This window comes from Bradyrhizobium sp. I71 (assembly GCF_022354745.1).
In the GTDB taxonomy this organism is placed as follows: domain Bacteria; phylum Pseudomonadota; class Alphaproteobacteria; order Rhizobiales; family Xanthobacteraceae; genus Bradyrhizobium; species Bradyrhizobium liaoningense.
Genome location: NZ_CP059398.1, coordinates 7,694,120 through 7,706,534 on the forward strand (window position 1 = coordinate 7,694,120; position 12,415 = coordinate 7,706,534).

A 12,415-nucleotide genomic window follows, 5' to 3' on the forward strand; every position below is an offset into this window, starting at 1 on the left:
GTTCCAACCGGCGCCTTGGCGCAATGCGCGCATGGTCCGCGGTCATTTGCCGGGCGGTGCGAGAGGACCAAGTTCAGCTCCGCCGCCGCTTTCGCGGAAACAGGCGGTCGCGGATGTAGCGCGAGGTCGGCGTCAGGCGGATGCCGCGGGGCTTCTGCCAGGCGGCGCGGTCGATCTCCTTCTTGTCGCCGATCGCCAGCCTGCCCTTGGCGGACTTGGCGATGAAGATCGCGTCATTCATCTTGCGGCCGGAGCGCTTGTTCCTCGTCTTCACTTCTTTCCAGAGGGTGATCCTGCCGAGCTTCAGCTTTGGAAGCTCCTCCTTGATCTCCCGCCGCAGGCAGTCCTTCTCCGACTCGCGCGGACGCTTGCGGCCGCCCGGAAACATCCAGAGGCCATCCGACCGGCGCCTGACCAGCAATACCTTGCCGCGCCTGGCGGCAACCAGCTTGGAAGATTTCGCCATTGCTGCCGTCATCAAAAACAGAATCGACCCGATCGTAACTTGTCTAGTCGAACAGACAAGTTCGCGGCGCGCTTTGATCACAGGCCACTTTGATCACAGGCCACGAGCCATCGGGTCCTGGCGCGGCACGGCCGGAAGACCGCACCTCGGGGGCGCGAGATCAGCCCTCGCCCGCCTCCGCCTGATCCTCGGTCCTGATCCAGGCCATCATGATCTCCCAGGCCACGGACAAAATGATCGGCCCGATGAACAGTCCGACGATGCCGTGGGCCAGCGTGCCGCCGATCACGCCGACGAAGATCACGATGGTCGGAGTGGTCAGGCCCCGCCCCATGACGAGCGGCTTCAGCATGGTGTCGATGAAGCCGACGAGGACGAGAAACACGGTGAGCAGCAAAGCGGTGGTGACGTCCTTGGCGGTCCAGATCCAGATGATCACCGGCAGCAGCACGAGGAAGGCACCGATCTGCACGATCGAGAGCAGCAGCACGATGAAGGCGAGAAGGCCCGCACTGGGCACCTCGGCGAGCTTGAAGCCGATGCCGGCGAGCAGCGCCTGCACGATCGCGACGCCGATCACGCCCTGCGCCACGGCGCGAATGGTCGCACCCGCAAGACCCAGGAAATGCTCGGTCTGCTCGGGCACGATGCGAAACAGGAAGCCGCGGCCGGCCGCGACCAGCCTCGGCCCGTGCGGAAACAGGAATCCGGCCACGAACACCGAGACCAGAAACTGGAGGGTGCCGACACCGGCGTCTCCGGCGAGCGAGAGCAGCGGGCCTGCCAGCGGCTGGAGATACGGCGCCACCTCGCGCACCACCGCCCGGACGTTGTTGTAGGCCTGGTCCCAGAGCTCGTAGAGCCAGGGCCCGACGAGCGGCCACGATTTGAGCTGCTCCGGCGCCGACTGGAGCGCAAGGTCGCCGGTGCCGAGCTGGTTCGCCAGCTCGCGCACGCCGTCCACCGCGCTGATGCCGAGCCAGGTCGCCGGACCAATGACGATGCCGAGCGTGATCAGGGTCAGGATCGCTGCTGCAGTCTTGGGCCGGCCGCCCAGGATCTTGGCGACCCAGCTGAACGCCGGATAGAACGCGACCGCGAGCACGCCGCTCCAGGCCAGGATCGGCACGAACGGGCGGATGATCAGGAAGGTCCAGATGATCAGCAGGGCGAGCAGGCCAAGCCGGATCACGAGCTGGATGACGTCCTCTCCCGTCAGGAGCTGACGGAGACTTTTCACGGGCACGGCTTTCCTTGCGGCATGAACGCAACTTCCGGCGCTTGCACGGCCTGGCCGTTATTGCCAGCAACGCATCCGGCGTCAAGACGACCGGAACCGACCGCGCCTCGATCAGGCCCCCATCGGGCCATCCGGCATTGCGCGACGATGACGCACCATCCCGGCGTGCGCCCCAGCCCGGCTTGGCTAACGCCCGTTAACCGGATTTCCCCGCGCCGGTTTACGCCGCTGCAAACGCTGGCGGCTATGGTGGATCGAGGTCACCGAAACGCATTCTGTGCAATGGCCAATAGCATCTGGACGATCGAAGAGTTCACCTGTGCGGGTTGCGGCATGAACTACACCGCGACCAGGGAGGAGCACAGCGAGGCCCATACCGGCAGTTTCAAGTGCGGCATCTGTAGCGGCGTCGTGCACGCCTGGTCCGGCAAGCATCATTTTTTCGGCTGGCAGGCCGTGAAGACGAGACCGCCGGTGTTCGGGAGGCGCTGGGCGGGCGTCGGGTGGTAAGCCGTCCGCAGCGTCGCAGGATCCGCCCAATTGCACCGCCGCCGTTTGCACTCCGTTCACCGGTCGGCGCTAGATCAGCAAGGATCCTCCGCGCCAAACCCCAATCATGGCCGACCTCAACGCCGTCCTGACCAGGCTCAACGACCGTCTGCTCCGCCTCGAAGGCGAGCTGTTCGTGCTGCGCTCGCTGGCACGCGCGACGCTGACGGCCGGCGACGACCATGCGGCACGCATGCGCAAGCTGGTCGAGGCCGCGAAGGTCGCGCTCGATGACGAGGCCAGGCGCCCGCTCGACAAGCCGACGCGCAAATATGTCGATGCGGCAACCGCGCTGGTGGAGGAGCTGCTGGTCGAGCCGACCCCGGCGCGGCCGTTGTTCACGGTCATCGACGGCGGCCGTCGCGACTGAGCGACAGACATTCTAGACCCGCCATCGGCCAGCGCGCAGACATGCCGGGCGCGCGCAGCAGACCTCTAGGTCGCCGTAGAGTTCTCCGCCTTGAGCCGGCTGAGCCCCGCCTCGATGATCGCGATCTCCTCGTCGATCTGGCCGATCGGCAGGCTGAAATCATAGCCAGACCTGCTCTTCAGATCGACCGCGAGCCGCTGCCTGTGCATCATCAGCTCGTCGAGTCCGCGGCGGTTCTTCAGACGCACATAGGCGTCGACGATCTGCTCGATTGCGCTCGGCATGAAATCTGTCCCGTGAAAAGGCCCGGCGGCGCGCCCACGCTGGCGGACGTTTTCGGTGTCGCGGTACGCAATACAAATCCGCGACGGCTTCGTCGATACGCCAAGCTGGTTGAGATCGTGTTACCGTCGGACGAATTCGTGATGGGTGGCACGATAAAAGGCCGCCGGCGATCACGCCAGCGGCCAAAGCCGGGTTCGAAAATGGATGCGGGTTGAAATGTCGCCAGCCCCGGTCGGCGCACGTTACCAGCCAATCGGCGGCATCTCTGTTAAAAACGAGACACAGGAACCCCTTGGCGGTCGCTTATCGTCCGACCGTGGCGGCGCAGCAACGATCGTCCGTGACGCAGAAATAGGTTCACCGGCGGCTGGCGCCCGGCGCATTGTTGATAACCCACGCAAACGCTGCGCGGGTGGTGACAGGGCGTCCGGACGTGTTATCGGGGGATGACGCAGTTGCGAAACGGATCGGACCCCCATGCGCATTACCCTCGTCGGCTCCCGCCATTTCGGCGTGACCACCCTGAACATGCTCCGAGAGCATAGCGTCTCGGTCGTCCGGGTCGTGGTAGCCGATGCCGAGGATCGCCTCGCCGCGACCGCGAGAGCCGCCGGAATCGAGGTCGTGGTCCAGGCCAATCCGAAGCTCGTGGTGGCTTCCGAGATTGCCCCCGACACCGATCTGATCATCACGGCCCACAGCCACGCCCGGATCGGCAAGGACGCGCTCGCCGCCGCCAAGCTCGGCGGGATCGGATATCACCCCTCGCTGCTGCCGCGCCATCGCGGCAAGGCCGCCGTGGAATGGACCATCAAGGAAGGCGATCCGATCGCCGGCGGCACGATCTATCATCTCGCCGACCGTATGGACGCTGGCGCCATCGCCGCCCAGGACTGGTGCTTCGTCAAGAAGGGCGAGACCGCACGGGAGCTTTGGGAGCGCGCGCTGGCGCCGCTCGGGCTCAAGCTGCTGGCCGATGTGATCGACTACGCCAAGGTCCACAAGGCGCTGCCTGCCAAAGCCCAGGACGAACAGTTCGCGACCTCCGCGCCGAGTCTCTCCTGACGTTTACCCTTAATGTGAGCCCGCGTTGATTCTGCTTCGAAAATCGGAGTCAGAATCTCAAATAAACCATTGTACCAACAGGAACAATTTTCGATTTGGCGTCGCAACAAATTTCCGTCACATTTCGTCCGAATAAGCGTCAGCATATCAGACAAATTCAAGGATGGAATTTATGCGTTTTGATCGCATTGCGGTGTTCTGTGCCGCTTCAGTTTTCGCCGGCACCCTCGCCGCCCCCGCTTTCGCCCAGAGCCCCTATGACGGCAATTGGCAGGTCACGATCGTGACCAAGAGCGGCTCGTGCGAGCCGACCGCGAGTTCCATGCTGACGGTTGCCGATGGCAAGATCACCGCGCCCGGCGCTAACGTTTCCGGCACCATCGGCCGCGAGGGACTTGTGAAAGTTTCGATCAATGGTGCATATGCCAACGGTCAACTCAACGGCAACGCCGGATCGGGGAAGTGGAATGGAGCATCAGCAGGCATACCTTGCAGCGGGCGCTGGGAAGCATCGCGCCTATAAACCAACGCAGGTTCGTGCCCGGAATCGGCGGCTGTTGATCGCGGCCGCCGTCTTGTTTGCGGCCGCAGCCGCCAATTCCGAAAGCAAGGCGCAATCCGGTCCATTCGCTCCGATGGCGGGAAGCTGGAACGGCGCCGGCACGGTCAGCCTCGAGGACGGATCGACGGAACGCATCCGTTGCCGGGCCAAATACGCCCCCGTCGGCCCCACAATGGAAATGACGCTGACCTGCGCCAGCGACGCCTACAAGTTCATCCTCTCCGCCAACGTTCAGTCGGCGGGAAATGCCATTACGGGAAGCTGGAGCGAGGCCAGCCGCAACATCTCCGGCTCGCTCCAGGGCCGCGGTGGCGGCGGAAACTTCGAAGTGGTCGCCTCTGCCGCCGGCTTCAACGCCAACATCGCGCTGAGGACGCACGGCAACAAGCAGACCGTCACGATGCGCGCGGACAGCCAGTTCCGCGGCGCCAACATCTCGATGTCGCGCTAAGGCGGACGACATATTGACAATCGGCCCGGCGACTTCGCCGGGCCTTTTTTTTACGCGGCCGGCACGAACGCCGTGACCTCGATCTCGACCTTGGCCCGGTCGTCCACGAGGCCACCGATATAGAGCAGCGTCGAGGGCGGGAAATTTCGTCCGAGCGTTTCCTTCCAGGCCGCACCGATGCCAGCACCGGCCGCTTCATACTCGTTGCGGCTGGTCAGGTACCAGGTCAGGCGGACGATGTGCTCGGGGCCGGCGCCGGCCTCGCCCAGGAGCTTGATGATCCGTTTCAGCGCAGTGGCGATTTGCGCTGCCAATTCGGGCGCGTAATTACCGGCCTCGTCGCCGCCGGTCTGGCCGGCCAGAACCACCCAGCGCCCCGGCCCCTCGACCACTACGCCATGGGAAAAGCCGCGCGGTTTTTTCCACTCGGCCGGCTGCAAGATATGCATGAGCGACGCTCTCCCGATCTTCTCGTTGTCCAGAGATGCCTAGCACGCACCCTGCATCGCTGCATCCGCAGATTTGGCCGTTGCAAACGCCGGTGATGTCGCCGATACCGGCCGTCCCTTCGGGTTTCCTTCCTCCGGCATCCTGCCCCAATGAGCGCGACACCATCCAGAACGATGGCTGCACTATGGATGGCCGGCTGGCTGTCGCTGATGCTGGTCATGGCGGTCGCCGGGCGCGAGACGACGCGCGAACTCAATGTTTTTCAGATCATGGAAGTGAGGTCGCTGGTCGGCTTCGTGTTGCTCTCGCCGATCATCTACCGCGCCGGCGGCTTGAAGGTGCTCAAGACATCGCGCCTGCCGGAGCATGTCGGGCGCAACCTGGTGCACTATGTCGCCCAGCTCGGCTGGTTCTTCGCGCTGACGCTAATTCCGATCGGCCAAGTGGTGGCGATCGAGTTCACAATGCCGATCTGGACGGCGATCCTCGCGGCAAGCTTCCTGTCCGAGCGGATGACGCCATGGAAGATCGCCGCCATCGTGCTCGGACTCGTCGGGGTGATCGTCATCGTCAGACCCGCGACCGGGGAGATCAATCCAGGCCAGCTCATCGCGCTCGGGGCCGCCATGGGATTTGGCGTGTCGATGGCGCTGGTCAAATCGTTGACCCGCACCGAAAGCGCGCTCTCGATCCTGTTCTGGATGCTGGTGGTGCAATCGGCCGCAGGCTTCGTTCCGGCACTGTTCGTCTGGACCTGGCCATCGGTCTATGTCTGGGCCTGGGTCGGCGTGATCGCCGTCTGCGGCACATTTTCACACTATTGCCTCGCCAGCGCGATGCGCTACGCCGACGCGACGATCGTGGTTCCTATGGACTTCCTGCGGGTCCCCCTGACCGCGACCGCCGGCTGGCTCCTGTATTCCGAGCGGCTCGACGCCTGGACCGTCCTCGGCGCGGTGCTGATCCTGGGCGGTAATCTGCTGAATTTGAAGCCCGCTTCGCCCGTTGCCGCGCGCGCGCAGTGAACCTCGCGCCGCCTCGCGCGACAAAACGAAGTGGCCGTGTGATCTGGATCACGTTGGAGGGGCACTCCATCGTGCACATTCGGCCACACAGCAGCGGGTTGACGCAACGAACCGGCCGTTTTGGTGGCGCGACGTCTGGCACTTCGTGTAGGTTCGTTGCCAATTTGTTGCTGCCTGCAATTCGATTCTGGGGATTTCAGAATGCGCTATCTCACCCTCCTCACCTCGCTGGTGTGCATGGCACTGTCGATCAGTGCCGCCAAGGCTGACCGCCGCGTCGCCTTCGTCGTCGGCAACGGCTCCTACAAGAACGTCGCGCAATTGCCGAACCCGCCGATCGACGCCAAGGCGATGGCGGCCACGCTGCGCAACGTCGGCTTCGAGGTGATCGAAGGCTCCAATCTCAGCCGCGACCAGATGACGGAGAAGCTGCTCGATTTCGGCCGCAAGGCGCAGGGCTCCGACATCGCGCTGTTCTATTATGCCGGCCACGGCATCGCCGTGAGCGGCACCAACTATTTGCTGCCCGTCGACGCCGACATCAAGTCGGAGATGGACGTCAAGTTAGGGGCTGCCATCAACATCGACCTGACGCTCGAGCAGACCATGGGCGATGCCAAGGTCAAGCTCGTCTTCCTCGATGCCTGCCGCGACAATCCGTTCGCCGCCAAGATCAAGTCGAACTCCGCGACCCGCAGCGTCAACGTGCAAAGCGGTCTCGCCGAGATGAAATCCGGTGAAGGCACCCTCATCGCGTTCGCCACCGGTCCCGGCCAGACCGCGCTCGATGGACAGGAGGGCAACAACAGCCCGTTCACGCGTGCGCTGATCGACAACATCACCAGGCCCGGCGTCGAGATCCAGCAGGCCATGACGTCGGTGCGCGCCCAGGTCAATGAAGAGACCCGCAAGGGCCAGCTGCCCTGGGGCCACACCAACCTGACCGGCTCCGTCTATCTCAACCAGGCTCCGACGACCCAGGTCGCCAATGCGGCGCCGACCGCGGCCGGTATCGTGCCCGCTGCGACCGGCGGCTCGGACGGCGTCGAGCTCGAATATTGGCGCTCGGTGAAGGAGTCCAACAAGCCGGAAGAGCTCAACGCCTATCTCACCGCCTACCCGAACGGTCAGTTCAAGGCGCTGGCGCTGGCACGCCTCGCCGCGATCAAGAGCGGCCCCTCGACCGCGACCCGTACCCTCAACGCCGGCGTCGATCCCGCAACCTTCACCGACGAGGCCACTCAAGTCACCGAGGACCAGATCGGCCTCGACAAGAACAAGCGTCGCGACGTGCAGCGTCGCCTGACGGCGCTGGGCTTCGACACCAAGCAGAGCGGCGCGTTCGACGACGAGACGCGATCGGTGCTCAAGCGCTGGCAGACGGCGCGCGGCTATCCCTCATCTGGCTACCTCAACAAGCTTCAGCACAAGGCTCTGCTCTCGGAGATCGTGGCTGCCCCGGCGACCGCGAGCGACAACAGCCAGAAGGCGGCGCGGCGCGCCAGCGCCCCCCCTCCGAGCAGTGCACCGGCGCCGGCTCCTCAGCGCAGCAATCCCGGCGATGCAGCCGGTGCGGCCTTCGTCGGCGGTGTCGTCGGCGGCATGATGGGCGGCATGTTCCGCCGCTGAGGCGAGGCCTGACTCCAACTTTCAAGCAAAAAGCCCGGCTCACGCCGGGCTTTTTCTTTGGTCGTCCTCGCAGTGGTGACGAGCTGGTGCCTACTTCCCGGCCGCCTTGCGCAGAGCCTCGTTGATCCGGTCCTGCCAGCCGGGGCCGCCCTCCTGGAAGAACTCCAGCACGTCCTGATCGATGCGCAGCGTGACCTGCTCCTTGATGCCGGGAACAGCAGTTTGTTTAGGCGGCGCCGCGGCGACCTTGGCCGTCACCTTCTTGAACGCTGCCTCTGCTTCCGTCCTGGCATCGCCTAGTGTACGCGGCCGCCTCGGTGGTTGCTCCGCCATGTCCTAGATTCCTTCAAACAAAGCCGTCGAGAGATAGCGCTCGGAGAAAGACGGCACGATCGCCAGGATGGTTTTTCCCGCCGCTTCCGGACGCTTGCCGATCTGCAGCGCGGCCGCGATCGCCGCACCCGAGGAGATGCCGCCCGGAATGCCTTCATGCCGTGCCAGCGCGCGCGAGGTCTCGATCGCCGTCGTCGAGTTGATCTTCACGATCTCGTCGATCACGGCGCGGTCGAGGATGTCAGGGATGAAGCCGGCGCCGATCCCCTGGATCTTGTGCGGGGTATGCTGTCCTCCCGACAGCACCGGGCTCTCCTCCGGCTCGACCGCCACAACACGCAGCGAGGCCTTGCGTGGCTTGAGCACCTGGCCGACGCCGGTGATCGTTCCGCCGGTGCCGACGCCGGCCACGAAGAAATCGATGTTGCCGCCGGTGTCGTTCCAGATTTCCTCCGCGGTAGTGCGGCGGTGCACCTCGGGATTGGCGAGGTTCTTGAATTGCTGCGGCATCACCGAGTTCGGCGTCGTCTTCACCAGTTCCTCGGCGGCCGCGATCGCACCCTTCATGCCTTGCGCTGCCGGCGTCAGCACCAGTTCGGCGCCGAGGAAAGCCAGCATCTTGCGCCGCTCGATCGACATCGACTCCGGCATCACCAGCTTGAGCCGGTAACCGCGCGAAGCCGCTACGTACGCGAGCGCAATACCGGTATTGCCGGAGGTCGGCTCGATCAGCACGGTGTCGGGCTTGACGATGCCCGCCTTCTCCATCGCGATGATCATGGCCGCGCCGATGCGGTCCTTCACACTTGCTGCAGGATTGAAATATTCAAGTTTTGCCAAAATGGTCGCGTTTACGCCGTGCATGCCGGGCAGCCGGCGCAAGCGCACGATGGGCGTGTTGCCGAAGGCGTCGACGATCGAGTCATAGATCCGGCCGCGGCCGGCTTGGTGCGCTGCACCCGTAGCGGAAGATGCGTCCATGATGAACTCCCTGTGGCAACGATCTGCACTTCCGTCGCGACCATTGTGCAGTTACAGACAGCCTGCGGCGACACGCAAGCGACAATGCGGCACATGTTAAATACGCTGCATCGCAAAATCACGTGAGCGGTAAAATCAGAAAACCTACGCATTTGTGTTGCGACCTCGTCAACCGCTTCTGCTTATGTTAGGCTCATATCTCAAGCAGGGAGGTCACCACGATGTCAGCAATTGCTGAAGTGTTGCCGACCGTCGCGTCGAGCCGCGATCCTCGTTGCAGCGAGCTGCCGACCTGTCCCGTCTGCGCCGACTCCATGGTCGCCGCCGAAGCATCTGCCTACGTCTCGGACCACATGATCAGCTATCTCTGGACCTGCGACAATTGCGGCTATGGCTTCGTGACCAAGCACGCCCTGAAGCAACGCTTCACTTGCAACTGATCTAGCGCGGGGCGATATCGCCCCTCGCCCAGTCCTCGCGCGTGCGCTGATAGAACTCCTCGAATTTTCCCTGCGCGATCGCACCTCTGATGCCCTGCATCAGGAACTGGTAGTAAGCGATATTGATCTCGGACAGCAGCATCGCGCCCAGCGTCTCGCCCGCCTTGACCAGATGGTGCAGATAGGCACGCGCGTAGTTGCGCCCCGCAGGCCATGAGCTCTCGTCGTCGAGCGGGCGCGGATCGTCGGCGTGGCGCGCATTGCGCAGATTCACCTGGCCGAAGCGCGTGAAGGCAACGCCGTGCCGGCCATTGCGCGTCGGCATCACGCAATCGAACATGTCGATGCCGCGCTTCACGGCTTCGAGGATGTCGTCGGGCGTGCCGACGCCCATCAGGTAGCGTGGGCGCTCTCTCGGCAGCAATGGTGCGGTCTCGTCGATCATCGCCAGCATCACTGCCTGCGGTTCGCCAACCGCAAGGCCGCCGATCGCATAGCCATGGAAGCCGATCGCAACGAGACCTTCGGCGCTCGCATGCCGCAGTTGGGGGATGTCGCCGCCCTGCACGATACCGAACAGCATGTAGCCGTCGGGGGCGTTCTCGAAGGCGCGCTTGCTTCTCTCGGCCCAGCGCAGCGACAATTGCATCGCGCGCTCGATGTCGGCACGCTCGGCCGGAAGCCGCACGCATTCGTCCATCTGCATGGCGATGTCGGAGCCGAGCAAACGCTGCACCTCGATCGAGCGCTCCGGCGACAGCTCGACCTTGGCACCGTCGATATGCGAGCGGAAGGTGACGGCGTTCTCGCTGACCTTGCGCAAATCCGCCAGCGACATCACCTGGAAGCCGCCGGAATCCGTCAGCATCGGTCCGTTCCAGCCGGTGAACCGCTGCAATCCGCCGAGCGCGGCGATCCGCTCCGCGCTCGGACGCAGCATCAGGTGGTAGGTGTTGCCCAGCACGATGTCGGCGCCGGCATCGCGCACCTCGCGCCAATGCATCCCCTTCATGGCACCGGCGGTGCCGACCGGCATGAAGGCCGGCGTCCGCACCACGCCATGCGGCGTGGTCAGCCGCCCTGTGCGCGCGGCCCCATCGGCGGCGAGCACTTCAAAGTGATTGGGGAGATCATTGTCCGGATTCATGGCGGTGCTTATTGCGTGTCGGGGCAGGCCGATCAACCCGCCAGACCGCGCTCCCGCCGATTTGTGCTCCAGACCGGGACATCAATTCGCGCCAGGGACCAGCGCCCTCCGCTCTTGCCAAACAAAACGATACCGTGTAGTTTTGTCATGGGGACTGGACGGGATGCCGCGGGCAAATTTGCCGGCGGTCGTACATGCGTGATCGCCAGCCACCGACAATGCCCACCCCCTCATATTCGACCGACGCATCCGTCTCCTCGTGTGACCGGATCAGGCAGACAATTGTCCGCCTGACCGGATCGCTGGTCCTGGCGTGCAGCCTGGCACTCGGCGCCTGCACCTCCCTGCCCCGCACGCCCTATACGGCCGCCGAAGCCAGCACGTCGCGCGTGCTCGATATCGACGGCCTCCGGCGCTACGCCGACGATCCCGTCACGAAATTCAGCTTCGAGAAGGACAACAGCACCGCGACGAGATCCTATCTGGCGCTGTCCGGCGGCGGTGCTGACGGCGCCTATGGCGTCGGCGTGCTCAACGGCTGGACCGCGGCCAGAACCCGCCCCACCTTCACCGTCGTCTCGGGCGTCAGCACCGGCGGCCTGATCGCGCCGTTTGCGTTCCTCGGCCCGCAATATGACGACACGCTGAAGGAGGTCTACACCAGCGGCATCGCGGAGAGCCTCCTGAACGATCCCAGCATCATGCGCGTGCTGTTCGGATCCGGCCTGTTCGGCAACACGCGGCTGCGCGAGCTGGTCGCGCGCTATGTCGGTCCGGAGATCATGGCGCAGGTCGCGCGCGAGCATGCGAAGGGTCGGAAGCTGCTGGTGGTGACGACCGACCTCGACACCCAGCGCACTGCGATCTGGGACATGGGCAAGATCGCCGCGGTCGGAACGCCCGAGGCCCTGAAGCTGTTTCGCGACGTGATGGCGGCCTCGGCCAGCATTCCCCTGGTGTTTCCGCCGATCATGATCGACGCCGAAGGTCAGGGCCGCAAGTTTCAGGAGATGCATGTCGACGGCGGCGTGACGGCCCCGGTGCTGACATTGCCGGAAGCCCTGCTGTTCCAGAGCGGCCGCATGCCCGGCAGTGCGAAGATCGACATCTACATCCTCGTCAACAAGAAGATCGAGCGCAACTTCGAGCTCGTCTCCAACGGCACCATCGACGTTGCCTCACGCAGCCTGTCGGCAATCACCCAATCGCAGACGCGCTCGATCATCTTGTCGACTTACGATTTCGCCAAGCGCAACCGACTGGGTTTCCATCTCTCCTACATCGCGCGCGACTACCCCGCCCCGCCGTCCGAAGGGTTCGATACCACCTATATGCGGGCGCTGTATCAGTACGGATACGAGAAGGCCGCATCCGGCCAGGCCTGGACCTCGACGCTTCCGTGAGTCCGCGTGACGGAACGAG

At 64.3% G+C, this 12,415-nt stretch carries 16 protein-coding genes; 9 read left to right on the forward strand and 7 right to left on the reverse strand.

What is annotated here, in order from left to right:
• Positions 1 to 73 precede the first annotated feature (73 nt).
• Both FJV43_RS36450 and FJV43_RS36455 read right to left on the reverse strand, forming a co-directional pair.
• Positions 74 to 466 (reverse strand): NUDIX hydrolase, encoded by a 393-nt coding sequence (locus FJV43_RS36450; RefSeq protein WP_028182320.1) that lies wholly within the window; start codon positions 464 to 466, stop codon positions 74 to 76.
• A 160-nt stretch (positions 467 to 626) separates the two neighbouring features.
• Positions 627 to 1,712 (reverse strand): AI-2E family transporter, encoded by a 1,086-nt coding sequence (locus tag FJV43_RS36455; RefSeq protein ID WP_239623694.1) that lies wholly within the window; start codon positions 1,710 to 1,712, stop codon positions 627 to 629.
• A gap of 276 nt (positions 1,713 to 1,988) precedes the next feature.
• On the opposite strand from FJV43_RS36455, the gene FJV43_RS36460 reads away from it, so the two are divergent.
• Complete coding sequence (locus FJV43_RS36460) at positions 1,989 to 2,216, forward strand: hypothetical protein (protein WP_239623695.1); 228 nt, start codon at positions 1,989 to 1,991, stop codon at positions 2,214 to 2,216.
• Between the two features lie 106 nt (positions 2,217 to 2,322).
• Positions 2,323 to 2,625: a hypothetical protein gene (locus tag FJV43_RS36465; protein ID WP_028136298.1), complete on the forward strand. Its 303-nt coding sequence runs from the start codon at positions 2,323 to 2,325 to the stop codon at positions 2,623 to 2,625.
• Positions 2,626 to 2,690: 65 nt separating this feature from the next.
• On the opposite strand, the gene FJV43_RS36470 is transcribed toward FJV43_RS36465, so the two are convergent.
• Positions 2,691 to 2,909 carry a hypothetical protein gene (locus tag FJV43_RS36470; RefSeq protein ID WP_028180534.1) on the reverse strand — a complete coding sequence of 73 codons (219 nt, stop codon included), beginning with the start codon at positions 2,907 to 2,909 and terminating at the stop codon, positions 2,691 to 2,693.
• 478 nt (positions 2,910 to 3,387) lie between these two features.
• Between FJV43_RS36470 and FJV43_RS36475 the strand changes: the two genes are divergently transcribed.
• From FJV43_RS36475 to FJV43_RS36485, 3 genes are all read left to right on the forward strand, one after another.
• Positions 3,388 to 3,975, forward strand: coding sequence for a formyltransferase family protein (locus FJV43_RS36475; RefSeq protein ID WP_239623696.1), 588 nt, complete (start codon positions 3,388 to 3,390; stop codon positions 3,973 to 3,975).
• A gap of 172 nt (positions 3,976 to 4,147) precedes the next feature.
• Positions 4,148 to 4,498, forward strand: coding sequence for a hypothetical protein (locus FJV43_RS36480; RefSeq protein ID WP_239623697.1), 351 nt, complete (start codon positions 4,148 to 4,150; stop codon positions 4,496 to 4,498).
• Positions 4,443 to 4,988: a hypothetical protein gene (locus tag FJV43_RS36485; RefSeq protein ID WP_239623698.1), complete on the forward strand. Its 546-nt coding sequence runs from the start codon at positions 4,443 to 4,445 to the stop codon at positions 4,986 to 4,988. The genes FJV43_RS36480 and FJV43_RS36485 overlap by 56 nt, the downstream gene beginning before the upstream one ends.
• Positions 4,989 to 5,038: 50 nt before the next feature.
• Here FJV43_RS36485 and FJV43_RS36490 read toward each other — a convergent pair whose 3' ends face one another.
• Positions 5,039 to 5,437, reverse strand: a complete 399-nt coding sequence (locus FJV43_RS36490) for a RidA family protein (RefSeq protein ID WP_239623699.1) — start codon at positions 5,435 to 5,437, stop codon at positions 5,039 to 5,041.
• A gap of 150 nt (positions 5,438 to 5,587) precedes the next feature.
• On the opposite strand from FJV43_RS36490, the gene FJV43_RS36495 reads away from it, so the two are divergent.
• Together FJV43_RS36495 and FJV43_RS36500 are read left to right on the forward strand one after the other, a co-directional pair.
• Entirely contained in the window at positions 5,588 to 6,463 is an 876-nt protein-coding gene (locus FJV43_RS36495; RefSeq protein ID WP_239623700.1) for a DMT family transporter, read from the forward strand.
• Positions 6,464 to 6,664: 201 nt separating this feature from the next.
• On the forward strand, positions 6,665 to 8,092 hold the full coding sequence (locus FJV43_RS36500; RefSeq protein ID WP_239623701.1) for a caspase family protein: 1,428 nt from the start codon (positions 6,665 to 6,667) through the stop codon (positions 8,090 to 8,092).
• Positions 8,093 to 8,182: 90 nt separating this feature from the next.
• On the opposite strand, the gene FJV43_RS36505 is transcribed toward FJV43_RS36500, so the two are convergent.
• Together FJV43_RS36505 and cysK are read right to left on the reverse strand one after the other, a co-directional pair.
• Positions 8,183 to 8,425, reverse strand: a complete 243-nt coding sequence (locus FJV43_RS36505; RefSeq protein ID WP_239623702.1) for a BrnA antitoxin family protein — start codon at positions 8,423 to 8,425, stop codon at positions 8,183 to 8,185.
• Positions 8,426 to 8,428: 3 nt separating this feature from the next.
• On the reverse strand, positions 8,429 to 9,406 hold the full coding sequence (cysK, locus tag FJV43_RS36510) for a cysteine synthase A (protein ID WP_239623703.1): 978 nt from the start codon (positions 9,404 to 9,406) through the stop codon (positions 8,429 to 8,431).
• A gap of 221 nt (positions 9,407 to 9,627) precedes the next feature.
• Between cysK and FJV43_RS36515 the strand changes: the two genes are divergently transcribed.
• Positions 9,628 to 9,846, forward strand: a complete 219-nt coding sequence (locus tag FJV43_RS36515) for a hypothetical protein (RefSeq protein ID WP_239623704.1) — start codon at positions 9,628 to 9,630, stop codon at positions 9,844 to 9,846.
• Position 9,847: 1 nt separating this feature from the next.
• Here FJV43_RS36515 and tgt read toward each other — a convergent pair whose 3' ends face one another.
• Positions 9,848 to 10,993 carry a tRNA guanosine(34) transglycosylase Tgt gene (tgt, locus tag FJV43_RS36520; RefSeq protein ID WP_239623705.1) on the reverse strand — a complete coding sequence of 382 codons (1,146 nt, stop codon included), beginning with the start codon at positions 10,991 to 10,993 and terminating at the stop codon, positions 9,848 to 9,850.
• A 218-nt stretch (positions 10,994 to 11,211) separates the two neighbouring features.
• Here tgt and FJV43_RS36525 point away from each other — a divergent pair, with 218 nt between their 5' ends.
• Positions 11,212 to 12,396, forward strand: coding sequence for a patatin-like phospholipase family protein (locus FJV43_RS36525; protein ID WP_239623706.1), 1,185 nt, complete (start codon positions 11,212 to 11,214; stop codon positions 12,394 to 12,396).
• The last annotated feature ends 19 nt before the right edge of the window (positions 12,397 to 12,415 follow it).